Origin of the sequence: Actinomadura sp. NAK00032 (assembly GCF_013364275.1) — a bacterium.
Taxonomy (GTDB): Bacteria; Actinomycetota; Actinomycetes; order Streptosporangiales; family Streptosporangiaceae; genus Spirillospora.
The window spans coordinates 6,479,192-6,502,958 of record NZ_CP054932.1 but is presented as its reverse complement, the minus strand read 5'-3'; the positions used below and the strand labels follow the sequence as shown (position 1 = coordinate 6,502,958).

The following is a 23,767-nucleotide window of genomic DNA, read 5'->3' as shown; positions in this document are numbered from 1 at the left end:
GGTTCGGGTGCGTATGCGGACGGGGGTGCGTCACTTGACGCCGCCGGCGGTGAGGCCGGCGACGATGCGGCGCTGGAAGACCAGCACCACGGCGATGAGCGGGACGGTCACGATCACCCCGGCCGCCATCTGGGTGCCGAACGGCTGGTCGAACCCGGAGACGCCGGTGAACTTGGAGATCGCGACCGTGGCGGTCTGCATCTCCTTCTTGTTGACCATGGACAGCGCGATGAGGAACTCGTTCCACGCGGCGATGAACGTCAGGATCGCCGTGGTGAACACCCCGGGCGCCGCCAGCGGGACGATGATCTTGCGGAACGCCTGGCCGCGGGTGCAGCCGTCCACCATCGCGGCCTGCTCCAGCTCGAACGGCAGCTGCCGGAAGAACGCCGTCAGCAGCCACACCGACAGCGGCAGCGCGAACCCGAGGCTGGGCAGCACCATGGCCTGGTAGGTGTTGATCCACTTGATGTCGGTGAAGAGCTTCAGCAAGGGGACCAGCTGCGAGATTCCCGGGAACATCGTGGTCGCGACGATCAGCCCGAGCACCGCGTTCTTGAACCGGAAGTCGAGCCTGGCCAGCGCGTAGGCGGTGAACGTGCCGATCAGCAGGGTCAGCACGGTGGTGAGGCCGGCCACGATGAGGCTGTTCAGCAGCGCCCTGCCGAACCCGTTGCCGCCGGAGAAGACCGCGGAGAAGTTCTCCCACGACCAGCGGGACGGCACGACCGAGTTGTCGAACTGGTCCTGCGGGCGGCGGAACGCCGAGATCGTCATCCAGTAGAACGGGGCGAGGCAGTACACCGCCACCGCCGCGAACCCGAGATAGGACAGCAGCCGCTTGGCCTGGGTCATGCCGCCTTCCTCCGCTCACGCTTGGTCTGCCGGCGGGCCTCGCCGATGATGTCGGCGCCGAGCAGCTTGACGAACAGGTACGCGATCAGCGCGATGTAGAGGAACAGGATCGTCGCGTACGCCGCGGCCGACCCGTAGCGCAGGTTGGACGCCTCGAACCAGGCGATCATCGTCAGCGTCTCCACCGACTTCTGGTTGACGCCGATCAGCACGGCGGGCAGGTCGAACATGCGCAGCACGTCCAGCATGCGGAACAGCACGGCGACCAGCAGTGCGGGCTTCACCAGCGGAAGCGTGATGCGGAAGAACTGCTGGACGGGCCCGGCGCCGTCCACCCGGGCCGCCTCGTAGACGTCCCGGGGGATCATCTGCAGCCCGGCGAGGACGAGCAGCCCGATGAACGGGGAGGTCTTCCACACCTCGGCGATGACGACGGCCGCCTTCGCGGGGAACCCGTCGGCGGTCCACAGGATCTGCTCGCGCAGCAGGGCGTTCGCGGCGCCGTCCGCCTGGAAGATCCAGCGCCACAGCAGCCCGGAGATCGCGGTGGGGATCGCCCACGGCACGAGGATGCTGGCGCGCACGATCGCCCGCCCCTTGAACGCCTGGTGCATGATCAGCGCCATCGCGACGCCGATCAGCGTCTCCAGCACCACCGTGGTCAGGGTGAAGAACGTGGTGTTGGAGAAGGCGTTCCAGAACGCGTCGGCCCGGTCGCCCTGGAAGATCGCGGTGTAGTTGTCCAGGCCGACGAACCGGTCGCCCTCGACGACGAACCCCTGCGCGTCCAGGCCCTCGCCGCGCGCGTACAGCGACTCGCGGAACCCCGCGAGGACGGGGTACCCGATGACCAGCGCGAGCACCAGCAGCGTCGGGGACAGCAGCAGCGCGGCGAGGCGCCTGGTCCCCTGCACGTCGCGCCCGCGCCTGCGGGCGGCGCCCGCCGCGGGGGTTCCCGCGGCGGACGGCGTCTCGGTGGCGGCCGTGTTCACTGCGCGGTCAGCGGCTGGAGCTTGGCCTGCAGGTCCGTCAGGGCCTGGTCGACGGGCTTCTTGCCGGTCACCGCGTCGTACATCTCGCCCTGGATCGCGGCGGTCACGTCGCCGTACTTCACCGCGACCGGGCGCGGCTTGGCGTTCGCGATGGCCTGCTTCAGGACGGGCAGGTAGGGGAACTTCTTCACCATCTCGGGGTCGTCGTACAGCGCGGCGACCGTCGGGGCCTGCGAGGTGGCGAGCAGGTTGGCGCGCTGCGACTGCTCACCGGTCAGGTACCGGATGAAGTCGAGCGAGGACGCCTTGTTCTTGGCGAACGCGGAGATCGCGAGGTTGTGGCCGCCGAGGTTGGCGACGCCGGGGCCGTTCGGGCCGGGCAGCGGCGCGACCGCGAACTTGCCCGCGACCTTGGACGAGCCGTCCTTCTGGTCGGCCAGCGCGTACTGGTAGGGCCACTGGCGCTGGAAGACGAGCTTGCCGGACTGGAAGTAGCGGCGCCCGCCCTCGGTGTCGAGGGTGACGGCCTCCTTCGGCATGTGCTCCTTCTTGGCCTTCACGAGGAACTCGACGCCCTGCTCGGCCTGCGGGGTGTTGAGCGTCGGCTTGCCGTCCGCGCCGATGATCGAGCCGCCGGCGCTGCCGATCGCCTCGACCGCGCTGATCGTCAGGCTCTCGGTCTTGTTGACCTCGGTGAAGAAGCAGTCGATGCCCTTGGCCTCGGGCAGCTTCTCGACCTTGGCGCAGGCGTCCCACATCTCGGCGTAGGTCTTCGGCGGCGCGGAGATCCCGGCCTTCTTCAGCAGGTCCTCGCGGTAGTAGAGCATCCCGGCGTCGGACGTGGACGGCACGGCGTACAGCCGGTCCCGGTACTGCCCGGTGGTGATCGTCGCGGGCAGCATCTTCGACAGGTCGACCTGGCTCTTGGGGATCTCGGTGAGCCAGCGGTTGGCGGCGAACTCGGCGGTCCACACCACGTCGAGGTTGAGCACCGAGTAGGCGTCGGACTTGGTGGTGGCGTTCTGGATCATCTGCTGCCGCTGGTCGTTCGGCTCGTCCGGCAGCTCGATGATCCGGACCTGCTCCTTCGGGTGCTCGGCGTTCCAGCCGTCCACCTGCTTCTGCAGGTAGCCCGAGCGGTCCTTGCCGGTCACGAAGGTGATGGGGCCGCGGCCCTGCAGGCTCGCCTCGCTCGTGCCGCCCTTCGCGCCGCCGTCGTCGCCGCCGCAGGCGGTGAGCGAGAGCGCGAGGCCGGCGCAGACGAGGGCGCCCGCCAGGGGGGCGCCGCCGATCCGGGGGGTGCGCCGCATGGTGTCCTCCTTCGCGGGGACGTGCCGCGCCGGGCCGTCGTCCCGCAGGTCAAGAGATTGGGGCTGGACCGGGACGTTAGCAACGTGTTGCAGAGAGGTAAACCTCTTGCAGAAATTTTCAGCAAGTCCGTGGCCGATCTGTAACCGTTTACAGCGGCCGGACAATCCGCTCGACACCCGCGCGGGCGCTGCGCGAGGCTGCCTCCGTGACGAATCCCGACCCCGGCGCGGCGCTGGACCTGGTGCGCGACCACACGATCCTGTCCGTGGTGACCGGCTCGCGAGCCTACGGCCTGGCGACGAGTGGAAGTGACGTCGACCGGCGCGGCGTCTACGCGGCCCCGGCCCCGCTGTTCTGGGGTTTCACCAAGCCGCCGACCCACCTGGACGGCCCGCTGCCCGAGCAGTTCTCGTGGGAGCTGGAGCGGTTCTGCGAGCTGGCGCTGGGCGCGAACCCGACCGTCCTGGAGTGCCTCTGGTCGCCGATCGTGGAACGCGTCACACCGGTCGGCGAGGAGCTGCTGGCCGTCCGGCCGGCCTTCCTGTCCCGGCACGCGCACCGCACGTTCCTCCGCTACGCCGAGGCCCAGTTCCGCAAGCTGGAAGGCGACTTGCGCAACGGCGGCGCGCCCCGCTGGAAGCACGTCATGCACATGCTGCGGCTGCTGGAGAGCGGCCTGCACCTCGTCCGGCACGGCGAGCCGCGGGTGGACGTCGGCGACCTGCGCGACCGCCTCCTCGCCGTCCGCCGCGGCGAGGTCGGCTGGCCCGAGGTCGAGGCGTGGCGCGCCTCCCTCACCGCCGGCATCGACGCCGCCATGCCCCGCACCCCGCTACCGCCCGAACCCGACCGCGCCGCGGTCGAGGACCTGCTGATCTCCGTCCGCCGCAGGAGCGTGAACTGGTGAGACTCCCCGAGGGCATGCTCGCCCGCCTGGCCGCCGAGCACCCCTACCCCCGCGCGTTCCTCACGGTCAGCGGCGCGCACCTGTACGGCTTCCCCTCCGAGGACTCCGACATCGACCTGCGCGGCGCCCACCTGCTGCCGCTGGAGGAGCTCGTCGGCCTGGAGAAGGGCGAGGAGACCGTCACGCTGATGTGGGACCACGCGGGCGTGGAGGCCGACGCCGTCACGCACGACCTGGCGAAGTTCTGCACGCTGCTCCTGCGGCGCAACGGCTACGTTCTGGAGCAGGTCATGTCCCCGCTGGTCGTGACCACCTCGGCCGTGCACGCCGAGCTGAAGTCGCTGGTCCCCGGGCTGGTCACGTCCAACCACGCGCACCACTACCTGGGGTTCGCGCGGACGCAGTGGGCGCTGTTCGAGAAGGCGCGCGAGCTGAAGCCGCTGCTCTACACGTTCCGGGTGCTGCTGACGGGCGTCCACCTGATGCGGACGGGCGAGGTCGAGGCCGACCTGACCCGGCTCGCCGGGGACGGGCCCGCCTACCTGCCGGAGCTGGTCGAGGCCAAGCGCGCCGCCGAGCACGGCGCGCTGCCGGCGGACGCGCCCGCACCGTCGCGGCTCCGGGACGACGTCGCGGCGCTCACCGCCCGGCTGGAGGACGAGCGCGGCGCCACCGGCCTGCCGGAAGTCCCCGCGAACCGCCGTGCCCTTCACGAGTTGGTGGTCCGCGCGCGCCTAGGCTGAACCCTGCGGAGCCTCCCCTGCGTGCCACCGGTTGTACGGACCGTTTTGGGACGCAACCACCGGGTGCGGTCGCCACGTACCAGAGGTGATTGCGGAGCCGAGGAAGGGGAGCGATGCGCGAACAGGGCATCGACCAGAAGGACATCGCGGAGGCGGATCTCAGGACCCGGCGGGGCGTGTTCCGCGCCGTCGCCTTCCGGGACCCCGTCGACGGGCACGAGCACATGGCGCTGGTGCGGGGCGACGTCCGGGGGCGCGCGGACGTGCTGGTCCGGATGCACTCCGAGTGCATGACGGGCGACATCTTCGGCGCGACCCGCTGCGAGTGCGGGGACCAGCTCGGCTCGGCGCTGGACGCGATCGTCCGGGAGGGCGCGGGCGTCCTGGTCTACCTGCGCGGCCACGAGGGGCGCGGGATCGGCCTCGTCGCGAAGGTCCGCACCCACGTCCTGCAGGACGACCAGGGCCTGGACACCGTCGACTCCGCCACCGCCATCGGGCTGCCGGTGGACGTCCGCGACTACGGCCCGGCCGCGCGGATCCTGCGGCACCTCGGCGTCCGGTCGGTGCGGCTGATGTCGAACAACCCGGACAAGGTCAGCGCGCTGGAGTCCTACGGCGTCGCCGTCGCGGCGCGGGTGCCGCTGCTCGTCCCCGTCAGCGACGACAACGTCCGCTACCTCACCGCCAAGCGCGACCGGCTCGGGCACGACCTGCCGCAGCTGGACGCCCCCGCCGTCCTCGACACGGCTCCGGTCAGCGAGGTGCGCTGATGACGCGGCCGATGACGTTGACGCGCCCGGCGGCGCCCGTGCGCCTAACGCTCGCGCCGCCGCGCCGGCCCCGGCTGACCCGGGGGCCGGAGCTGGCGCTCGCGGCGGCGGCGCAGCTGGCGCTGCTCGCGGTGCTCCGCCCCGGCCACGCGGGCCTGGCCGTGGGCGGCGGATACGCGCTGGCCGCGTGGGCGCTGCTCGCGCGGGCGTTCCGGCGGCGGCGCGCGCTCGGGCCGGCCGACCACGTGACGCTGGCCAGGGTCGTGCTGACCGGGGGTGTGGCGGCCCTGGTGGCGGGGCATCTGACCGGTGGCGGGCACACGTTCGCGCTGGTCGCGGCCGCGTCGGTGGCGCTCGTCCTGGACGGGGTGGACGGGCGGGTCGCCCGGCGCACCGGCACGGCGTCCAGGCTCGGCGCGCGGTTCGACATGGAGACCGACGCCTTCCTGGTGCTGGTGCTGAGCGTGCAGGTCGCCTGGTCGGCGGGGCCGTGGGTGCTCGCGATCGGCGCGATGCGGTACGCGTTCGGCGCGGCGGCCTGGGCGGCGCCGTGGCTGCGCGCCGACCTGCGGCCGAGCGTCGCGCGCAAGGCGGTCGCCGTGGTGCAGGGCGTGGTGCTGGTGGTGGCCGCGGCGGGCGTCGTCCCGCACGCGGGGCTGCTCGTGGCGGCGGCGCTGGCGCTGCTGGTGTGGTCGTTCGGACGGGACGTGCGGTGGCTGTTCGCGCGGCGCGACCGGCGGGCGGCCGGGCCGGCGGGCGCGGCGGACGTGCTGGACGCGGCGGGTGCGACTCGGGGGAGGAGCGGGGATGGAGCGCGACGCGCGCGCCTTCTGGATCCTGTCGCCCGGTAAGGGGGAGATCCGCGATGCCGTCCTGCCGGAGCCGGGGCCAGGGGAGGTGCTGGTCCGGACGCTGTTCTCGGGCGTGAGCCGGGGCACGGAGGCGATCGTGTTCCGCGGCGGCGTCCCGCCGAACCAGCACGCGGTCATGCGGGCGCCGTTCCAGGACGGGACGTTCCCGGGCCCGGTCAAGTACGGCTACCTCAACGTCGGCGTGGTCGAGGAGGGCCCCGCCGAGCTGGCCGGCCGCACCGTGTTCTGCCTCTACCCGCACCAGACCCGGTACGTCGTCCCGGCGGGCGCGGTCACGCCCGTCCCGGACGGGGTGCCGCCGGAGCGGGCGGTCCTGGCGGGGACGGTCGAGACCGCCGTGAACGCGCTGTGGGACGCGGCGCCGCTGGTCGGTGACCGGATCGCCGTGGTCGGCGCGGGGATGGTCGGCTGCTCGGTCGCCGGGGTCCTCGCCGGGTTCCCCGGGTGCCGCGTCGAGCTGGTCGACACCGACCCGTCCCGCTTCGCCGTCGCGGAGGCGCTCGGCGTGGACTTCGCCACGCCGGAGCGGGCGGCGGGCGGCTGCGACCTCGTCGTCCACGCGAGCGCGACGGAGGCGGGGCTGGCCCGGTCGCTGGAGCTGCTCGCCCCGGACGGGCAGGTCGTCGAGCTGAGCTGGTACGGCGACCGGAAGGTCAGCGTGCCGCTGGGGGAGTTCTTCCACTCGCGGCGGCTGACCGTGCGGGGCAGCCAGGTCGGCGCGGTGCCGCCGGCCCGGCGGGCGAGCCGGAGCTTCGCCGACCGGCTGGCGCTCGCGCTGCGGCTGCTGGCGAACCCCGCGTTCGACGCGCTGGTCACGGGGGAGAGCACCTTCGCGGAGCTGCCGCGGATCATGCCCGCGCTGGCGGCCGGGCGGCTGCCCGCCCTGTGCCATCGGATCGTCTACTGAGGAGGGCTTCTTGTTCGGTATCACCGTCCGCGACCACGTGATGATCGCGCACAGCTTCCGCGGCGAGGTGTTCGGGCCCGCGCAGCGGCTGCACGGCGCGACCTACGTGGTGGACGCGACGTTCCGCCGGGCCGACCTGGACTCCGACGGGCTCGTCGTCGACATCGGCCTCGCCACCCGCGCGCTCGGCGAGGTCCTGGGCGGGCTGAACTACCGCAACCTGGACGACGAGCCGGATTTCGCCGGGGTGAACACCTCGACCGAGTTCCTCGCCAAGGTCATCGCCGACCGGCTCGCCGACCGCGTCCACGCGGGCGCGCTCGGCGAGAACGCCCGCGGCCTGTCCGGCATCGCGGTGGCGCTGCACGAGTCGCACGTCGCCTGGGCCAGTTACGAGCGGGAGCTATGACCGCGGCGGAGATCCCGTTCGTCGTCCCGGGCGGCATCGACGACGAGACCGCCCCGAGCGGCGGCAACCGGTACGACCGGCGGGTGGCGGACGAGCTGGCGGCGTCGGGGCGGCCCGTCCGGCTGCTGCCGGTGCCGGGGTCGTGGCCGCGCCCCGGCGAGCAGGCGCGGAGCGCGCTCGCCCGCTCCCTCGCCGCGCTCCCGGACGGCAGCGTCGTGCTGCTGGACGGCCTGGTGGCGTGCGGAGTGCCGGACATCGTCGTCCCGGAGGCCGGCCGCCTGCGGCCGGCGGTCCTGGTACACCTCCCCTTGGCGGACGAACCCGGACAGGACGACCTCAACGCGGGCGAACGCAAGGTCCTGGAGGCGGCGGCCGCGGTCGTCGCGACCAGCCCGTGGGCGAAGGACCACCTCGTCGCCCACCACGGCCTCGACCCGTCCCGCGTCCACGCCGTCCCGCCCGGCACCGACCCCGCGCCGCTCGCGTCCGGCACCGACGGCGCGACCCGCCTGCTGTGCGTGGCGTCGGTGACCCCGCGCAAGGGCCACGACGTCCTGGTGGAGGCCCTCGCCCCCCTCGCGCACCTGCCGTGGCACTGCGAATGCGCCGGCCCCCTGGACCGCGACCCCGGCCACGTGACGCGGCTGCGCCGGCTGATCGGCCGGCACCGGCTCGCCGACCGGGTCGAGCTCGCCGGGCCCCTCACCGGCAAGCGGCTGGACGACGCCTACGCCGCCGCCGACGTGCTCGTCCTCGCGTCCCGCGCCGAGCCGTTCGGCATGGTGGTGACCGAGGCGCTCGCGCGCGGCGTCCCCGTCATCGCGACGTCGGCGGACGGCGTCCCCGACGCGCTCGGCTGGGACCCGACCGGGGCCGTCCCCGGCCTGCTCGTCCCGCCCGGCGACCCCGCCGCACTCGCCACGGCACTGCGCCGCTGGCTCGTCGACCCCGAGCTGCGGGGCCGGCTGCGCGCCGCCGCCCGGCTGCGCCGCACCATGCTGCCGGGCTGGGACGACACCGCCCGCCGCATGGCCACCGTCCTATCCCGGATGCGCAGGGAGGCGCGCCATGATTGAGGGGACCGAAGGCACCGACACGAGATCGTCCGGGGACGCGGCGAGCGCGTACGCGCCGTCGTGGCTGGCGCTGCGGGAGGAGGCCGACGCCGCCGCACGGGCCGGGGAGCTGCTGGTCCCGCTCCGCGCGGCGCTCCCGCCGGACGGGCCGCTGGTCATCTGGGACCTCGGCTGCGGCACCGGCTCCGTCGGCCGCTGGCTGTCGGGGCGGCTGCGCGGCCCGCAGCACTGGATCCTGCACGACCGGGACCCGGCGCTGCTCGACCTCGCCCGCGCCAACGCCTACGTCACCGCCGACGGGCTGCCCGCGACGATCGAGACGCGCGCCGGCGCCATCGCCGAACTGCGCGCCTGCGACCTGGTCGGCGCGTCGCTCGTCACCGCGTCCGCGCTGCTGGACGTGCTCACCGCCGCCGAGGTCGAGGCGGTCGCGGCGGCGGCCGGCTGCCCGGCGCTGCTCACCCTGTCGGTCGTCGGCCGCGTCCGGCTCATCCCGTCCGAGCCGCTCGACGCCGAGTACGCCGCCGCGTTCGACGCCCACCAGCGGCGCGGCGGGCTGCTCGGACCCGACGCCGTCACCGCCGCGACCAGGGCGTTCGGGCGGCGCGGCGCCACCGTCACGACCCGTCCGAGCCCGTGGCGGCTCGGCCCCGGCCAGGCCGCGCTGATCGCCGAGTGGCTGCGCGGCTGGGTCGGCGCCGCCGTCGAGCAGAACCCGGACCTGGCCCCGTTCGCGGACGACTACCTGAGCCGCCGCCTCGCCGCCTGCGCGGAGGGCGGGCTCACCGTCGAGGTCCAGCACCTGGACCTGCTCGCCATCCCCGGAGGGGCGTCTTGAGGAACCTGTGGCCGTGGGGCCGCCTGCTCATCGGGCTCGGCATCCTCGGCGCGCTGCTGTGGTGGCACAGCACGGACGCCTTCGTGGCGGCGCTCCGTGCCATCGACCCCGCCTCCGTGGCCGTCGCCCTCGCCATCGGTCTGCTGACCACGACGCTCAGCGCGGCCCGCTGGTGGCTGGTCGCGCGACGTGTCGGCCTGCACCTGCCCATGGCCGGCGCCATCACGGACTACTACCGGGCCCAGTTCCTCAACGCGGTGCTGCCCGCCGGTGTTCTGGGGGACGTCCACAGGGCGGTGAGCCACGGCCACCGGTCGGGTGACGTCGCCCGTGGAGTGCGGGCCGTTTTCCTTGAACGGACCGCCGGTCAGGGCGTCGCCATCGTCGCGGGTGTCGCGGCCCTGTTCGTCCACCCGGCCTTGCTGTCGGCGATGGCTCCGGCCCTCATTCCCATTGGGGTCGTCCTTGTACTGCTCCTTGTCCTGGGCCGCTGGAAGCACCCGGCCCTTGCATCCACGTTCGCCGACCTGCGCGCCGCCGCGCGCGCTTGGCCCGGCATCGTCGCGCTGTCGGTCGCGGCACTGGCGGGGCACCTGGCGCTGTTCGTCGTCGCGGCCCGCCTGGCCGGCGCGACCGCACCGCTCGGCCGGCTGGTCCCGCTCCTGCTGCTGGCGCTGCTGGTGATGGTGCTGCCGATCAACGTCGGCGGCTGGGGGCCGCGCGAGGCCGTCCTCGCCCTGGCGTTCGGCGCCGCCGGGCTCGGCTCAGCGCAGGGCCTGACCGTGTCCGTCGTCTACGGGGTGCTGAGCTTCGTCGCGTGCCTGCCCGGCGCCGCGGCCCTGCTGGTGAAGCACCGCGAGGACGTCCCCGAACGCCGCGACAAGGCTCCGCAGCGCGTCCCGGCCCTTGCCGGCGCGGGCCAGTGAGGGCCGCCCGATGACGCCGGACTCGGTGTAGGCGGCCATCCCGGCCGTCAGGAGGTGCCGCCGGTCGTCGGCCAGATGGTCGGCGGTGCCGTACCCGTCCCTGAGCAGCTCCGGGTGGGCGTGCAGCAGGATCGACGTCTCCAGCTCCCCGGCGTGCATGTCGCTCTCGCCGGACGTCTCGACGCCCGCCGCGCGCCGCGCGTCCTCCCAGTCGTCGAAACCGGGGAACAGCGCCATGTCGCCGTGCGCCTCCTGCACGACGTTGCCCAGGACGTAGTTGCCGCCGTGCCCGCTGACCAGCACGAGCTTCGGCACCCCGGCCCGGCGCAGCGACTCGGCGACGTCCCGCACCACCGCGTGGAGGGTCGCCGCCGAGATGCTCACCGTCCCGGGCCAGCCGGCGTGCTCATGCGAGCACGAGATCGTCACGGGCGGGAGCGTCCGTACCGGATGGGTCGTCGCGATCTCCGCCGCCAGCGTGCACGCGATCACCGTGTCCGTCGCCAGCGGGAGGAACGGGCCGTGCTGCTCGAAGCTCCCCACCGGCAACAGGGCCACGGGGACGTCCGGCACCTCGGTACTCGTGTGCGTCGGCAGCAGCATGCCCCCCACCCTGCCGCACCCGCCCCGCGACGGAAACCAGCGCCATGGCGCCGGCGAGCAGGAGGGCGGCGACGATCCCGTCCGTCCAGTAGTGGTTCGCGGTCACGACCACCACGAATACCGTGGCCGGCGCGTGCAGCGCGACCACCCACCGCCACGGGCTCCGCGACACCCGGACCACCGCGACCGCCACCAGCAGCGCCCACCCGATGTGCAGCGAGGGCATCGCCGCGTACTGGTTGGCGATCCCGTCAGCCGCCGCCGGGTAGGCGGACGGCCCCACGGTCAGCATCGTGTCGACGGCCCCGATGCCCGCCAGCCGGGGCGGCGCGAGCGGGAAGAGCATGTGCACCGCGAGCCCCGCCGCCGTCATCACCACCAACTCGTTGCGCACCCTCGCATAGGACGACCGGTGCCGGACGAAAAGCCAGATCAGCAGCAGTGCCGTCCCGGGGAAGTGCACGCTCACGTAGTAGACGTTGGCGAGGAACGCGGTGTGGTCCCAGCCGAGCGCCCACTGCTGGACGTCCACCTCGTTCGGCAGCCACGACCGCTCGAACCGCCACAACCACTCCGCGTTCGCCATCGCCTCGGCGGGGCCCTGCTCGATCAGCGTCCGGCCCCACTTGTAGAACGCGAACAGGACCACCAGGAGCCCGGCCTCGGTGAGCAGCGGCCGTGCCTTCCCCCGCATCGCCCCTAGTGCCGCGGTGCCCGCCATGTTGCCCTCCCCGTGCCGGTCTTCTGGTGCCATCACAACCTTCGCGTCCGACACTTCGGCGGGCACTGGGCCCAGCACCATGAAAACCGGAGGAAAGGTCCAGGGCCGGAGGTGGAGTTAACCCCACCCCTCCCGTAGGTTCGGGGCGTGATCACCGGCGAATGGCTCAACCCGCCCCCGGCCGCCGTCGAGGACGGCGGCGCGCTGCTCGTCACCGCCGCGAAGGGCGGCGACTTCTGGCGGACGACGTCCTACGGCTACGACCGCGACGGCGGCCACGCCCTGCTGACGCCGCTCGGCCCCGAGGCGGCGATCGAGGTGTCGTTCGTCGCCGACTACGACCACCAGTTCGACCAGGCGGGCCTGCTCGTGCGCCTGGACGAGGAGACCTGGATCAAGGCGGGCGTCGAGTACTGCGACGGCGCCCTGCAACTGGGCGCCGTGGTAACCCGCGAGGTCTCCGACTGGTCGTCGGCGCCCGTCCCGTGGCACGGCCGCGAGGTGACGATCCGGGCCAGCCGCTCGGGCGACGCCGTGACGATCCGGGCCCGCGCGGGCGACGACCCCTGGCAGCTGATCCGGCTCGCCCCGTTCCCCTCGGGGGTGGCGGCGACGGCGGGCCCCTACTGCTGCGCCCCCGAACGCGAGGGCCTGACCGTGCGCTTCACCGGCGTGACCGCGGGCCCGCCCGACGCGGCCCTCCATCCGTAGGCACCCAAGCACTTACTTGGTAAGCTCCCGTTCCGACGTGACGGGAGGAACGGGACATGGCGGTCGCACCGGTCATCGAGGAACGCGCGGGATGCGGCCGGGGAGCGCGGCTCGCCGCCCGGTTCATGCACAGGTTCATGCGTCCGCTCGTCGAACGCCTCCCGTGGACCCCGCGCGCCCTCCGCTTCGCCCCGCTGATCGACCTCGGCGCGGCCCTCCTGCTGCCGCCGCGCGGCACGAGGGTCACCAAGGTGCGGGGGCTCGGCTGCGGAGCCGAATGGGTCCGCGGCCCCGGCGTGTCCATGGGCTCCCGGCAGGCGATCCTGTACTTCCACGGCGGCGGCTTCGTCGCCTGCGGCCTGCGCACCCACCGCCGCATGATCGCCCGCATCTCCCAGGCCGCCGGCATGCCCGTCCTGTCGGTCGCCTACCGGATGCAGCCGCGCGTCCCGATCCAGACGTCCATCGACGACTGCGTCGACGCCTACCGCCTGCTCCTGAAGACCCGCGACCCGGGCGACATCGTCGTCGCGGGCGACTCCGCGGGCGGCTACCTGGCCTTCATGGCGCCGCTGCACGCCCTCCGCGCGGGCCTGCCCGGTCCCGCCGGGATCGCGGCCCTGTCGCCCTTCGCCGACCTGGACATCGCCCCGAAGATCGCGCACGCCAACGCGGCCCTCGACCCGTTCATCCCGGCGCACCGGATGTGGGACATGGTCCACATGTGCTTCCCGGACGCCGAGCCGACCGACCCGTGGCTCTCCCCGGTGCACGCCGACCTCGGCGGCCTGCCGCCCGTCCTCATCCAGGCAGGAGCGATCGAGGTCATCCTCGCCGACGCCGAACTGATGGCCGAACGCCTGGGCGCCGCCGGCGTCCCCTGCACGCTCCAGGTCTGGGAGGGCCAGGTCCACGTCTTCCAGGTCTTCGCCGACATCTCCCGCGAGGGCCTGGTCGCCATCAAGGAGATCGGCGCCTTCGCCCGCCGCGCCACCACCGCCGAGGCCCGGGCCGCCTGACCTCCGTGTCGCACGCTTTGCCGTTTTTGGGTGCTTCGTCTCCCTGCCCTTAGCGCGGCGCATGCGACGCTCGAAAGCGCGCACCGACCGCATGGAGGGCCGATGAAGGCGCTGCTGAACTCGCTGAACGAGCCCGAGATGGCCCTCGTCCGGGAGACCGGGACCGCCGAGCTCACCCGCCTGGACGAGGACGACCTCGCGGACCTGCACACGCGGATCCGCCGGGCCCGCGACAAGTACAGCAAGCAGTACCGGCGCACCGCCAGCGCGCGCGTCGAGGAGTACGGCGGGCGCGGCAAGGCCCGTCCGAAGAACCAGCGCAACGCCCAGAAGGCCGAGGTGTTCGAGGACGCCCTGGCCCGCGTGAGCTGGTACCTGTCCAGGGCCGCCCGCCGCAGCGCGGCCGAGTTGAAGGCCGAACGCATCGCCGCCGCCAACCCGTCCGGCACGCCCCCGCCCCAGCCCGGCGCTCCGCGATCGGAGTCGATGACGTCCCAGACCACCCGCCGCCGCAGACCGACGAGCAACGACCCGGCCCTGAACCGCCGCCACGCCGCCACCCGGGCCAAGGGCACCCGCCGCCAGGCCCGCCGCGACGCCCGCTGACCCTAGGCGACCGCCCGGGCCAGGCGTATCGTAAGCAGAAGCGCGGACGGCCTGAGAACCGCCGCACACGATTGTGGTACGTCGCCGCTCCCTTGAACATCTCCGTTCGCAGGGAGAAGGGGCCATGGGACAACCACTGCCAGCCGTCCAGAAGGTCGACCGCTACGTCCACGAGAGGCGTGCCACCGACCAGAGGCTCGTCGACTGGGCCATCTACATGTTCTTGCTCTCGTGGGTGACACTCGGCATCTACACCGTGGTGGTCTTCTACCGCCGGCTGAAGCGCACGGATCTCTTCCGTGACCGGCGATACCACTACTACGGCGCCGTCATCGAGGCCACGAGGCAGTACGCCGAGCAGAGCGGCCGCGACGGCGAGGACATGAAGCAGCTGGACGACCTCCGGCGCTACGTCAAGGAACGCTTCGAGGACGAGCACAGGCCGGTCAACGCGGGTCTGTCCGTCTTCCTCTCCTTCATCACCCTCGGGATCTACGGCCTCTACGCCTACTACCGCACAATGCGGTTCTGGTGGGAGATCCAGCTCACCGAAGAGGACTTCACCGACAGCCTCAGCGACGTCTGGCTGCGGCTCGGGATCGTCCAGTACCGCGTGACCTACGAGCCCGTCCCGGATCTGCGACGAGGCTTCGGGACGCATCTCCTGCTGACGATCGTCACCCTCGGGATCTACGGGTTCGTCTGGGACTACCAGCTCCACACCGACCCGGAGAAGATGTACCCGGAGGTGCACTCAACGGAGGACACGGTCCTCACCGCCCTCCGCCACGCCGAGACGGCCCCGCACAGCGGCCTGGCGGCAGCCTGAGACAGCGACCAGCGCGCTGCTCGCACCGCATTGGCACGCGAGTGCGAGCAGCGCGGGTGAGCTGGCATCGTCCCGCACTGACCAGTGAAAAGACCGCCCTGGCTTTCAGGAACTGGTGGCCGCACGCCGTTGCTTGACGAAGCTGCCCCGGCAGTGCGTGCAGCAGAACCTGAAGATCTCCCCGTCCACTTCCGCGGTGACAGGAGAGTCCGCCGGGATGATCGCGCCGCAGGTGGGATCGATGGCCATCCCCGGTGGGACCTGTTCGCCCGTCCCCGTCTTCGCCTGCTCCATCATCTCTTGGATGTCGGCGGTTCGGCGCACCTGTCCGTCCAGGCCGTAACCGCCCTCCGGGACGCCGGCCACCTGCACCAGCACCTGCGGCTCACGCGACTCTCCGTCGAATCCCGACGCCGTTTTCACCAGTTCCCGCGTGGCTCTCTCGATGAGGTGCTCGCTCATCTCCTTGGCCCACGCTCCCACCTGGATCCGCACCACGCAGCACGGCGGGGCCTCCTCGCCCGGCACTCCGGCACCCGTGATCCAGATGTCCGGCCGTCGGACGGTGACATGGGTGAGAGATCCGAACCAGGCGAGCACGCCTGGATCCGTGTGGTGAACGCCGTCACCGTCGGAGAGGAGCCGCTCGGCCGTGAGAGAGGAGGCCAAGGCGCGGCACTCGGCTTCGGTGAACGCTTGCTTGGCAACGAGAAGTTCAACGAACAGCATCTCTGCGCCCTTTCCAGGGTTGCTGTGGGGGACGGTAGGAGTGATACGTACGCCTCCAGGAAAACATACAGTACCCCCGTAGGGTTCACTGGCTCCCACGCCGCCTTCCCGGGGATCACCGGCGAAACCGCCTACCGCCGTAGGGCCTTCTCGGGGACGGGCATGATCGCCCAGACGATCTTTCCCTCGCCCGTGGCGGACGGGCGGACGCCGGTGTCCTGGGCGTAGGCGGCGATGATCGCGAGACCGCGCCCGCTCAGGGCGTCCAGCCCGGCGGCCGAGGCGCACGGAAGCTCGGGGGAGGGGTCCCAGCACTCGAGCACCGGGGCGCCGTCGCTCAACGCGACCCGGATCCTGAGCAGCCGCCCGCGCGCCGCCTCCACGGCATTCGTCACGATTTCGCTCATAACGACCACGGAGTCGTCGATCAGCTCACGCTCGCAGCCCCAATTGAGCAGGGCATGCCGGACGAGTTCACGCGCGAGCGAGACCGAACAGTCCACTCCGAGCAGCGTCATCCGAATTTCGCCCGATTCCGGCATTTCGACTACCGGCACTTGATCGTTCATATCCGCCGTCCTGGTTTTCCGGTGATTCCTTGCCCAGGATGCGTGAGGTGTGTTTACCCTGTGATGGATTGGAATCCATGGAATACGCTGGAGGTCGGAGTGAGTGTTCGTGAGACCATCGACCCGAACTCGTCACTTTGGGCTTGGCTGGCGTTTGACCTGTGGTTTTACCGAACTCGGCGGGGTCTGTCTTTGGCGCAGACCGCCCAGATCGTCCGGGTGGCGCGCGGCACTGTATCCAACTGGGAAGCAGGCAGGCTTCGTCCAGCTGACCAGTACCTGATCCTGCTGGACGAGGCGTGGGACACTGGGGGCCATTTTCAACGGCTCCGCCACTACGCGATCACCGGACATGACCCGGACTGGTTCAAGCAGTACATGCAGTACGAATCGGGCGCGAGGGTAATTAAGATCTACCACGGGAAATCCGTGCCGGTCCCCGTGCAGACACCCGATTATGCGCGTGCGCTGTTGCTCTCCGGAGGGCAGGCGCTGCAAAGTGATCGAGAGGTGGAAGCACGTCGCAGGCGCCAGGAGATCCTCGCCAAGGCGGACCCGCCGTATGTGTGGATCATCCTCGACGAAGACGTGGTGGACCGTCCGATCGGAGGTCCGCAGATCATGAAGGAGCAGCTCGACCACCTGCTCGAGGTCGATGAACTGCCGCATGTGTCCGTACGCGTCATCTTGAGGTCGGTGGGTGCCCACCCCGGGCTGGACGGCGCCTTTCAGCTCCTCGACCTGGGGGGACGGCAAGTCTCTTACGCCGGTGCACAGTTGGCCGGGCGCTTCATCGAGGCTAGTGACGAAGTCGGCGCTCTCGCGATACAGTTCGATCAACTTGGGGCATTGGCCCTATCTCGCGATGATTCGCGTAAGTTGCTCGGAAAGGTGCGGGAGAGATACCTGTGATCGAATGGCGCAAGAGTTCCCGGAGCGGTGGCGTCAACGACAATGCATGCGTTGAGCTGGCCAGGCTTGACGGCGCAATAGGCGTGCGTGACTCGAAGGACCCAGCCGGCGGTCACCTCGGGCTCAGCAGCCGGGAGTTCTCTCAACTGGTCACGCGCATCAAGCATGGTGCTCTCGCCCTACGCGCCGGCGACTGAACGGCTCCTCGCGGCTGGGAGATCGGGTTGCGCTAATCTGCGGCGATGATTCGTGGGCGAGTTGTGGTTTCGCTGGTTGTGTTAGGGCTGGTCGCCGGGTGTGCTGAGGCGAACCCGGACGACGATGTCGCGGCGTCGGTCGAGGCGGAAGCGGCCACGGAGGGCGGGACGCCTTCGCCGAGCGCGTCCGCAGCACTGCAGCCCGGAGAAGTGCAGGGGACCTGGTGGAGTTGGGCTGCCGGTGCGCCGTCGGGGCGCAATCCCGTGGAGGACACGACGGGTGAGTTCTGCGCGGCCGGGCAGCCTGCGGGCCTCTGGCTCCTGGCCGGGACGTTCGGCGGGGCCGTGTCGCGTCGCTGCGAGGTACCGGCGGGCCGGACGATCGTCGCGCCGGTCGTCAATCAGCGGGGCTCCGAGCAGGAGTGCGCGGAGTTCATGCGGAGCGCCGCAGGAAGCATCACCCTGGACGGGAAGAACGTGCCCTTGAAGCGGTGGTCGCCGACACCCATCACGATCGTCGGGGTCGCCGGTAACCCGGCCAGCGACGAGGGGGTCGTCCAGGCGTACGGTTGCGGGCTTTGGGGCGTCATCCCGCCGCTGGCGGCCGGCCAGCACAAACTCGCCATCCGCGGCAGCAGCGGCGACTTCCGTACAGCCGCCGACTACAAGTTGACCGTGTCCGGCTAACCGCAGCGCCGAAGGACGCCGTCGTCTTCAGTCTCCCAATCTGTAGGCCGCCCACTGCTTGGTCAAGGTCGCGTGCTCGGTGACCCAGTCCGCGGAATGGGTCTTGCTGTTCGCCCGCCACTTCTCGGCGAGAACCCGAGAGAACAGGTCGATGTGCGACCCGTCGGCTTCGCCCCACGAAGCGAACTGCGAGACCCACTCGTCAGCTTCGCGAGGGCTGTGGCCGGCCTTGAGCAACCACGGGATCAGAAGGCCCAACTCGACCCATGCTCGGCCCCGGGAGACGAACGCCCAGTCGACCACGCAGACACGCCCGTCCGGCGTGATGATCAAGTTGTCCTCGTTGAGGTCGGTGTGGAGCAGTGCCGAGCCGGCCATGGGGGAGACGTCCTCAGCCACCGATCGCCAGCGGCGCTCGACCACCATCCGGACCACGTCCGGGCAGGGAGTGCTCTGGATCGCCGGGATGGTCTTGGCGAGCACGGCCAAGTCCGGCGAGCCGGGAGCGAAGTCGGCACGTCGGCCGCCGACGTGCTCGAATCCGAGGACGATCCAATCCCCGACCTCGGCTTGGAACCGGAGCCGGGGAGCGAATTGCGCGACGTACGGGTTGACGGCCGCCTCACGACGTAGCGACATGCCCTCGGGCCCGTCCCTGTCCGCGAGTTTCCGGGCGGCCTTGACGAAGATCGAGCGCTGCCTGCGCCAGGAGGCGGTTCAGTGAGGGTCGGTCACATCGCCGCGCCCGCACGCGGCGGTCACTTGTCGGCGACGAGCCTGCCGGCCCTGCCGCGGCTGTCGGCGGGCACTTCCTGGATCCAGAGATCGACCGTCGCGGCCGGCAGCCCGTAGGCGTCGGCGAACGCCTTGGTGATCTGCTCGACCAGCTCGCGCTTGTCCTCATGACGAGCCGTCCGGTAATGGACACATGCGCGCAGCCGAACTCGGGTGCACTCGGCCATATTCTGATCAAGACAGGTCAAAGGCACCCGCGTCCGCCCATAAAGCGACGGACTGCGGGCGGAGCGGCGGGCAACAGTGCGCGGGGACTTCGCCGAACTGGACGGGCACGACGCCTACGAACTGCTGGGCATCACCCCAAACGCGTCCCCGGAAGAGATCAAACGGGCGCACCTCACGCTCGTCCGCAGGCATCACCCAGACCAATTCCAAGACGCCCGCGCCAAGGCAGAAGGCGCCGAACACACCCGCCTCATCAACGCGGCCCGCGACGTCCTCCTCGACCACCGCGCGAGCTACGACGCCGCCCGCCGCCCCCCGGAGCCCGAGGAGATCATCGAAGACCCCTGGGACACCGCCACGGCGGGCGCACCCCGCCCTGGCCCCTGGACGACCACCGCCCCCGGACCTCCGCACCGCTACCACCCGCCCGGCCCGCGCCACGAGGTCGGCTCCAAACTCCGCCTCGGCTGCACGATCGCCGTCCTCACGGGCTTGTCCTCGCTCCTGAGCACGGCCGTGGTCGTTGTCCTGCGCCCCGACGGGCCGGCCGCCGAAACGACCGTGCGGGCCGACTTGGCGGGCACGTGGACGGGCACCGTCAAGGACCACTACGGCAACCGCGCGACATGGACCGTCGAACTGACCCTTGAAGAGGGCGAGAAGGTCGGCAGAGTGCGATACCCGCACGCCAGATGCACAGGAAAGGCCGTGCCCGTCTCCTACGCCGGGAAGTCCCTCATTATCCGAACAGACTTTCCGGACGAACAATCCAGGTGCGACGCCGGCAACATCACCCTGACCCGCCGCAAGGACGGCAGAGCCGACATCGTCTACTACGCCCCCAACCAGCGAACCAAGAAGACAACCGGCACCCTCCGCCGCACAGGAAAAAGGCCGTAGCACGATAGCTCACAGAGTCGGTGTACTTACCTCCATGACCACCGCACTAGAGCTCAGGCGGTTGCTGGCCCCCCTCCTGTCAACTTCCGAATGCCACCTGCGTATCGCAGTCGGTGACGACCCTCTTGTCTCCCCAGCGCACCTGCTGCACGCCGTGGTGTCCGCGCCGGACATGCCCCGTGGCAATTTCCCAGCTCAATCATGGCCACCCACGGTGGAACAGGTGGACAAGGGCCTGGAGCCACTTGTCCACTCCGACGACCAAATCCTCGCCCTGCTGGTCGCCGCCTGCACCGAGGACCTGGCCTATGCGGTCCAAGTCGGACCATGGACATCAGACGCTGCCCAACCGCTCCTGCGGCAAGCCATGCACCTACTGGGGCGGGCCGACTGGTGGTCCAACTGCACCTTGCCTTCATCCTGCTTCGACGACGGCGACTTTTTCGACGGCGTTGAGCGGGATCCCGTCACCGACCACACCTTCGACAGCGCACTCATCGGCATCGGCGAGCAAGCCACCATCACTTTCCTGGCATTCGCCGAAGACTGACCCCAGACCGGTGACGAACCGGGAACTGCGCTGAACAGGGGAACCGAACGGCTCGTCACACTTGCGGCCAACCTGCGGGATGAGCACCGTCCGGTCATGGTCACGCCGTGCACGGCCCGGTGGGGCCGCGCTCGGCCACTAGTCTGTTCGCGTCATGTCGAGGCATGGTCAGAGGGGACAGCGCGCGTGCGCGGGAAGTTCGCCGAACTGGACGGGCACGACGCCTACGAATTGCTGGGCATCACCTCGGGCGCGTCCCCGGAGGAGATCAAGCGGGCGCACATCACGCTCGTCCGCAAGCACCACCCCGACCAGTTCCAGGACGCCCGCGCCAAGGCAGAAGGCGCCGAACGTACCCGCCTCATCAACGCCGCGCGTGACGTCCTCCTCAATCACCGCGCGAGCTACGACGTCCGGAACGAAGCTCCCGAGGAGGTCTCCGAGGAGGAGGCCGACGACCCCTGGGCCACGGCGGCGGCCGGACGTCCCGGCAGCGCGCCCCCGCCACCGCGCAGACCGCCGCCTCCCCCGCACCGCCGGATGCCCCCGCCGCCCGTGTACGGGATGGACCCGACCTGGCCGCCGACCGTCCGTTCGCCGCGCCAGGCCTCAATCGTGGGCAGGATCGGGATCGTCCTCGCCATCGTGTGGGTTTGCACCGCCGTGGTGATCGGTGCCTCCAAAGTGGTGTCGTTCGTGTCCGGGCCTTCGCCGAAGGCGGCCGTGCCCGCCCGGTTCGCCGGCACCTGGACGGGGACGGTCAAGGACCTGCCGCGAAGGAAGGGCGACGATGGCTGGTACGCGGAGTTGACGCTGCACCGGGGAAAGCAGAACGGCGAGGTCCGCTACCTCCACGGCCGATGCGCCGGCATCGCCGTCCCGCTTTCGGTGAGCGGTGAGACCCTGGTCATCGACACGGTCTTCCCGGACGAGCAGTCCGGCTGCGACGTGGGCGACATCCATATCACCGCACGCGGCGAAGGCAAGGCCGCAATCACGCTCCATTCGTCCGGCGAGAAGACCGCCTCAGGCCTCCTCGACCGTGCCTGACCCGCTTTCGATCGCTCGATGCCAGGCCGCCATGCCCGCGAATCCGGGGATCAGGCTCAACTGCTCCGGCCGGTAGATGAGGCGCGCCATCGCGACGGCGAGCCACGGCACGCCCGGTCCCCGTAACTGGACCGGCTCGCAGTCCGGGAACGTCAGCAGCAGGCGAAAATGGTCTGGCGTCGGCAGGAACTCGCTGAGCCCCCCGTGCCAGAACGACAGCGGCCCGACCCGAGCGACGATCATCAGCCGTTCACTCGTCAGGAAGACCCGCGCGATCTGATGCTCCCGCCATTGAGCCGCCGCGAGCGCGTTCGCACGGTTCCGCGCGATCGCGTTGCCGGCGGCGTTGACGGCGAGCGCCCCGAGTATGAACCCCGCCGAACCGAACGCGACGACGGATTGATGCTGATAACTCACATCCATGGCGTAGAAGCGGGAGTATTCGAGCGGGAGCTCCGCATACGCGTGCTCGCCTTCCCGCAGCCGCATGGAAACGTACGGCATCGGCTCCAGCTCCCCGCCGGTGACGACATGCCGGAACAGGTCACCCCCGGCCAGCAGGCCCTGCTGGTGCTCAACCGGTCCCCACGCCATGCCCCGTCCCACAATGCCGCCGATACGCAACCCCGAGCCCGCCGAAGACTACCGCCACAGCCCGTTCGGGGGTGAGTACACGCCGAAGCACCGCACCCACCCCTGAGCGGTCGCCGTGCACGCGCCCGGCATCGGGCGCTACGCCTCCAGCCAGAGGGCCGCAAAGACGACCGCGTCCGCCGCGGCGCTCAGTCCGCCGGCCTCAACCGAAAGGGGCGGCAAACGCAGGCACTACCCCCTGCGGGCGTCGCCCCTGGACGGCCCAGGCGGTGCGTGCGGTCAGGACATCGCGATGACGAACGCGATGATGATGATCGCCCAGCAGGCGGCGACGAAGTACAGGTAGCGCACTTCGAATCTGGTGAGGCCTCGCTTGGCCGGAGCGGAGGAATGGTGCACATGCCTGACGCCGGACGGGGAGGCCCAGGGGTCCGGTCGCGGCATGCCTGCCGCAGCCGTGCTCCACGGGTCGGGCGGGGCGTCCCCGGGGTCTTCGGTGATCTCCTCGTCGGACGGCTCCGGGGGGCGGCGGGCGGCATCGTAGGAGGCGCGGCGGTTGAGGAGGACGTCGCGGGCGGCGTTGACGAGGCGGAGGCGCTCCTCCGCCGCGGCCTTGGCCGGCGGGTCGGCGACCCGGTCGGGATGGTGGGCCCCCGCCAGCCTCCGCCAGGCCCGCTGGACCTGGTCCGGCGAGGCGTCCGGCGGGACGCCGAGGACCTCGTAGGCGTCGTTGCCGTCCAGTTCGCCGAAGCCGGCCGGCACCGGGTCAGCGGCCTATCCGGCGGGCGACCGAGGCGCGGTAGCAGGTCAGGGACCAGTGCGCGGTGGCGTCGTTGTGCCCGGCCGGGACGATCTTGGTGCCGGTCGTGAACGTCACGTCCTTCGCGCCGGCGAGGTAGAGCACCAACGCATCGAGCCGGTGGTCGAAGCCCTCGTAGTACCAGTTCTCGCGCAGCACCTTGCGCGCGGAGGCGAACGGTGCCTGCAGCAGTTCCTGGGCCTGCGGCGGAAGGTTCCCGAGGACGCCCTTGGCCGCCGGGCCGAGGCCGATGTCCGGCGGCGCGCCGCCGGACGACGGCGCGCCGCCCGTGGACGGCGGCGGGCGGTGGTCCACCTGGACATGCCGGAGCGAGCCGGGCGCGAACTGGAACGCGGTGATCGCGTACACCGGGCGGTGCTCGGTGTTCACCCGCGGTTCGGCGATGGACAGCCCGGCCTCGCCCAGCGTCACGGCGTAGCAGCGTCCGTCGCCGCTCGACTCGTCCTCCCTGGCGAACCAGTCGATGGGGGCGCCGGACAGTTCGGCGAGGCGCTGCCGGGTGCGCTCTCCGATCGTCGGCCAGCATTCCTCGCGGAGCCGCCCGCCGCCGAGCCCCATCTCGCCCGGCCGGTGGACGGGAGCGGCGCGCGGCACGGCCACCCCGCCGTCCCGCCGGGCCTCGGGACTGCTGGAACCGTACGGGACGATCGACCCCATGCGCGCACCCTTCCGGCCATTCAATTGCGATCCCGGGTCAG

Annotated in this window: 29 protein-coding genes and 2 pseudogenes; 19 read left to right on the top strand and 12 right to left on the bottom strand. The window is 71.3% G+C overall.

The genetic code is table 11. The features are described from left to right. Nucleotides 1–30: 30 nt before the first annotated feature. The 3 genes from HUT06_RS29705 to HUT06_RS29695 are packed head-to-tail and all read right to left on the bottom strand — an operon-like array spanning nt 31 to nt 3,157. Nucleotides 31–855 carry a carbohydrate ABC transporter permease gene (locus HUT06_RS29705; protein WP_176198728.1) on the bottom strand — a complete coding sequence of 275 codons (825 nt, stop codon included), beginning with the start codon at nt 853–855 and terminating at the stop codon, nt 31–33. Then, nucleotides 852–1,847: a carbohydrate ABC transporter permease gene (locus HUT06_RS29700; protein WP_176198727.1), complete on the bottom strand. Its 996-nt coding sequence runs from the start codon at nt 1,845–1,847 to the stop codon at nt 852–854. Before HUT06_RS29700 ends, HUT06_RS29705 begins: the two co-directional genes overlap by 4 nt. Next, a complete protein-coding gene (locus HUT06_RS29695; RefSeq protein ID WP_176198726.1) occupies nt 1,844–3,157 on the bottom strand; it encodes an ABC transporter substrate-binding protein in 1,314 nt (437 codons plus the stop codon). Before HUT06_RS29695 ends, HUT06_RS29700 begins: the two co-directional genes overlap by 4 nt. Before the next feature lie 206 nt (nt 3,158–3,363). On the opposite strand from HUT06_RS29695, the gene HUT06_RS29690 reads away from it, so the two are divergent. The 9 genes and pseudogenes from HUT06_RS29690 to HUT06_RS29650 form a co-directional block, all read left to right on the top strand. Further along, nucleotides 3,364–4,065, top strand: coding sequence for a nucleotidyltransferase domain-containing protein (locus tag HUT06_RS29690; protein WP_254715452.1), 702 nt, complete (start codon nt 3,364–3,366; stop codon nt 4,063–4,065). Continuing rightward, nucleotides 4,062–4,808, top strand: coding sequence for a nucleotidyltransferase domain-containing protein (locus tag HUT06_RS29685; protein WP_217711514.1), 747 nt, complete (start codon nt 4,062–4,064; stop codon nt 4,806–4,808). Before HUT06_RS29690 ends, HUT06_RS29685 begins: the two co-directional genes overlap by 4 nt. Nucleotides 4,809–4,921: 113 nt before the next feature. After that, nucleotides 4,922–5,581: a GTP cyclohydrolase II gene (ribA, locus tag HUT06_RS29680; RefSeq protein ID WP_176198725.1), complete on the top strand. Its 660-nt coding sequence runs from the start codon at nt 4,922–4,924 to the stop codon at nt 5,579–5,581. Then, nucleotides 5,581–6,432 (top strand): CDP-alcohol phosphatidyltransferase family protein, encoded by an 852-nt coding sequence (locus HUT06_RS29675; protein WP_254715451.1) that lies wholly within the window; start codon nt 5,581–5,583, stop codon nt 6,430–6,432. Before ribA ends, HUT06_RS29675 begins: the two co-directional genes overlap by 1 nt. Further along, on the top strand, nt 6,389–7,360 hold the full coding sequence (locus HUT06_RS29670; RefSeq protein WP_176198724.1) for a zinc-binding alcohol dehydrogenase: 972 nt from the start codon (nt 6,389–6,391) through the stop codon (nt 7,358–7,360). Before HUT06_RS29675 ends, HUT06_RS29670 begins: the two co-directional genes overlap by 44 nt. A 10-nt stretch (nt 7,361–7,370) precedes the next feature. After that, complete coding sequence (locus HUT06_RS29665) at nt 7,371–7,769, top strand: 6-carboxytetrahydropterin synthase (protein ID WP_176198723.1); 399 nt, start codon at nt 7,371–7,373, stop codon at nt 7,767–7,769. After that, nucleotides 7,766–8,845 carry a glycosyltransferase family 4 protein gene (locus HUT06_RS29660; protein ID WP_176198722.1) on the top strand — a complete coding sequence of 360 codons (1,080 nt, stop codon included), beginning with the start codon at nt 7,766–7,768 and terminating at the stop codon, nt 8,843–8,845. The genes HUT06_RS29665 and HUT06_RS29660 overlap by 4 nt, the downstream gene beginning before the upstream one ends. Beyond that, complete coding sequence (locus HUT06_RS29655) at nt 8,838–9,683, top strand: SAM-dependent methyltransferase (RefSeq protein WP_176198721.1); 846 nt, start codon at nt 8,838–8,840, stop codon at nt 9,681–9,683. The genes HUT06_RS29660 and HUT06_RS29655 overlap by 8 nt, the downstream gene beginning before the upstream one ends. Before the next feature lie 83 nt (nt 9,684–9,766). Continuing rightward, nucleotides 9,767–10,444, top strand: a pseudogene (locus HUT06_RS29650) (lysylphosphatidylglycerol synthase transmembrane domain-containing protein); the annotation flags it as partial. 3 nt (nt 10,445–10,447) lie between these two features. Here HUT06_RS29650 and HUT06_RS29645 read toward each other — a convergent pair. Both HUT06_RS29645 and HUT06_RS44860 read right to left on the bottom strand, forming a co-directional pair. Further along, the gene (locus HUT06_RS29645; RefSeq protein WP_176198720.1) at nt 10,448–11,212 is read right to left on the bottom strand and encodes a creatininase family protein; all 765 of its coding nucleotides are present in this window, start codon (nt 11,210–11,212) and stop codon (nt 10,448–10,450) included. Between the two features lie 49 nt (nt 11,213–11,261). Then, nucleotides 11,262–11,798: pseudogene (locus HUT06_RS44860) on the bottom strand (phosphatase PAP2 family protein); the annotation flags it as partial. Nucleotides 11,799–12,080: 282 nt separating this feature from the next. On the opposite strand from HUT06_RS44860, the gene HUT06_RS29640 reads away from it, so the two are divergent. The 4 genes from HUT06_RS29640 (at nt 12,081) to HUT06_RS29625 (ending at nt 15,098) form a co-directional block, all read left to right on the top strand. Beyond that, nucleotides 12,081–12,644 carry a DUF1349 domain-containing protein gene (locus HUT06_RS29640; protein WP_176198719.1) on the top strand — a complete coding sequence of 188 codons (564 nt, stop codon included), beginning with the start codon at nt 12,081–12,083 and terminating at the stop codon, nt 12,642–12,644. Between the two features lie 56 nt (nt 12,645–12,700). Then, nucleotides 12,701–13,663: an alpha/beta hydrolase gene (locus HUT06_RS29635; RefSeq protein WP_176198718.1), complete on the top strand. Its 963-nt coding sequence runs from the start codon at nt 12,701–12,703 to the stop codon at nt 13,661–13,663. Between the two features lie 102 nt (nt 13,664–13,765). After that, complete coding sequence (locus HUT06_RS29630; protein WP_176198717.1) at nt 13,766–14,269, top strand: hypothetical protein; 504 nt, start codon at nt 13,766–13,768, stop codon at nt 14,267–14,269. A 124-nt stretch (nt 14,270–14,393) separates the two neighbouring features. Continuing rightward, nucleotides 14,394–15,098, top strand: a complete 705-nt coding sequence (locus HUT06_RS29625; protein ID WP_176198716.1) for a DUF4234 domain-containing protein — start codon at nt 14,394–14,396, stop codon at nt 15,096–15,098. A 105-nt stretch (nt 15,099–15,203) separates the two neighbouring features. Here HUT06_RS29625 and HUT06_RS29620 read toward each other — a convergent pair whose 3' ends face one another. Both HUT06_RS29620 and HUT06_RS29615 read right to left on the bottom strand, forming a co-directional pair. Then, a complete protein-coding gene (locus HUT06_RS29620) occupies nt 15,204–15,827 on the bottom strand; it encodes a hypothetical protein (RefSeq protein WP_176198715.1) in 624 nt (207 codons plus the stop codon). 131 nt (nt 15,828–15,958) lie between these two features. Next, nucleotides 15,959–16,396, bottom strand: coding sequence for an ATP-binding protein (locus HUT06_RS29615; RefSeq protein WP_176198714.1), 438 nt, complete (start codon nt 16,394–16,396; stop codon nt 15,959–15,961). Nucleotides 16,397–16,495: 99 nt separating this feature from the next. On the opposite strand from HUT06_RS29615, the gene HUT06_RS29610 reads away from it, so the two are divergent. The 3 genes from HUT06_RS29610 to HUT06_RS29600 are packed head-to-tail and all read left to right on the top strand — an operon-like array spanning nt 16,496 to nt 18,192. Beyond that, nucleotides 16,496–17,308 (top strand): helix-turn-helix transcriptional regulator, encoded by an 813-nt coding sequence (locus HUT06_RS29610; RefSeq protein WP_176198713.1) that lies wholly within the window; start codon nt 16,496–16,498, stop codon nt 17,306–17,308. After that, on the top strand, nt 17,305–17,505 hold the full coding sequence (locus tag HUT06_RS29605) for a DUF397 domain-containing protein (RefSeq protein WP_176198712.1): 201 nt from the start codon (nt 17,305–17,307) through the stop codon (nt 17,503–17,505). Before HUT06_RS29610 ends, HUT06_RS29605 begins: the two co-directional genes overlap by 4 nt. A gap of 45 nt (nt 17,506–17,550) precedes the next feature. Next, a complete protein-coding gene (locus HUT06_RS29600; RefSeq protein ID WP_217711513.1) occupies nt 17,551–18,192 on the top strand; it encodes a signal protein in 642 nt (213 codons plus the stop codon). A 27-nt stretch (nt 18,193–18,219) separates the two neighbouring features. Here the strand turns inward: HUT06_RS29600 and HUT06_RS29595 are convergent, their stop codons facing one another. Beyond that, nucleotides 18,220–18,831: a phosphotransferase gene (locus HUT06_RS29595; RefSeq protein ID WP_176198711.1), complete on the bottom strand. Its 612-nt coding sequence runs from the start codon at nt 18,829–18,831 to the stop codon at nt 18,220–18,222. Between the two features lie 119 nt (nt 18,832–18,950). After that, nucleotides 18,951–19,154: a tautomerase family protein gene (locus tag HUT06_RS29590; protein ID WP_176198710.1), complete on the bottom strand. Its 204-nt coding sequence runs from the start codon at nt 19,152–19,154 to the stop codon at nt 18,951–18,953. A gap of 76 nt (nt 19,155–19,230) precedes the next feature. Here HUT06_RS29590 and HUT06_RS29585 point away from each other — a divergent pair, with 76 nt between their 5' ends. From HUT06_RS29585 to HUT06_RS29575, 3 genes are all read left to right on the top strand, one after another. Next, the gene (locus HUT06_RS29585; protein ID WP_176198709.1) at nt 19,231–20,055 is read left to right on the top strand and encodes a J domain-containing protein; all 825 of its coding nucleotides are present in this window, start codon (nt 19,231–19,233) and stop codon (nt 20,053–20,055) included. A 34-nt stretch (nt 20,056–20,089) separates the two neighbouring features. Next, the gene (locus tag HUT06_RS29580) at nt 20,090–20,605 is read left to right on the top strand and encodes a hypothetical protein (protein WP_176198708.1); all 516 of its coding nucleotides are present in this window, start codon (nt 20,090–20,092) and stop codon (nt 20,603–20,605) included. Nucleotides 20,606–20,791: 186 nt separating this feature from the next. Then, nucleotides 20,792–21,655, top strand: coding sequence for a J domain-containing protein (locus HUT06_RS29575; protein WP_176198707.1), 864 nt, complete (start codon nt 20,792–20,794; stop codon nt 21,653–21,655). On the opposite strand, the gene HUT06_RS29570 is transcribed toward HUT06_RS29575, so the two are convergent. The 3 genes from HUT06_RS29570 to HUT06_RS29560 form a co-directional block, all read right to left on the bottom strand. Then, on the bottom strand, nt 21,632–22,249 hold the full coding sequence (locus tag HUT06_RS29570) for a hypothetical protein (protein ID WP_176198706.1): 618 nt from the start codon (nt 22,247–22,249) through the stop codon (nt 21,632–21,634). The genes HUT06_RS29575 and HUT06_RS29570 overlap by 24 nt on opposite strands. A 279-nt stretch (nt 22,250–22,528) precedes the next feature. Then, nucleotides 22,529–23,011: a J domain-containing protein gene (locus HUT06_RS29565; RefSeq protein ID WP_217711512.1), complete on the bottom strand. Its 483-nt coding sequence runs from the start codon at nt 23,009–23,011 to the stop codon at nt 22,529–22,531. Nucleotides 23,012–23,015: 4 nt separating this feature from the next. Beyond that, a complete protein-coding gene (locus HUT06_RS29560) occupies nt 23,016–23,726 on the bottom strand; it encodes a hypothetical protein (protein ID WP_176198705.1) in 711 nt (236 codons plus the stop codon). Nucleotides 23,727–23,767: the final 41 nt, after the last annotated feature.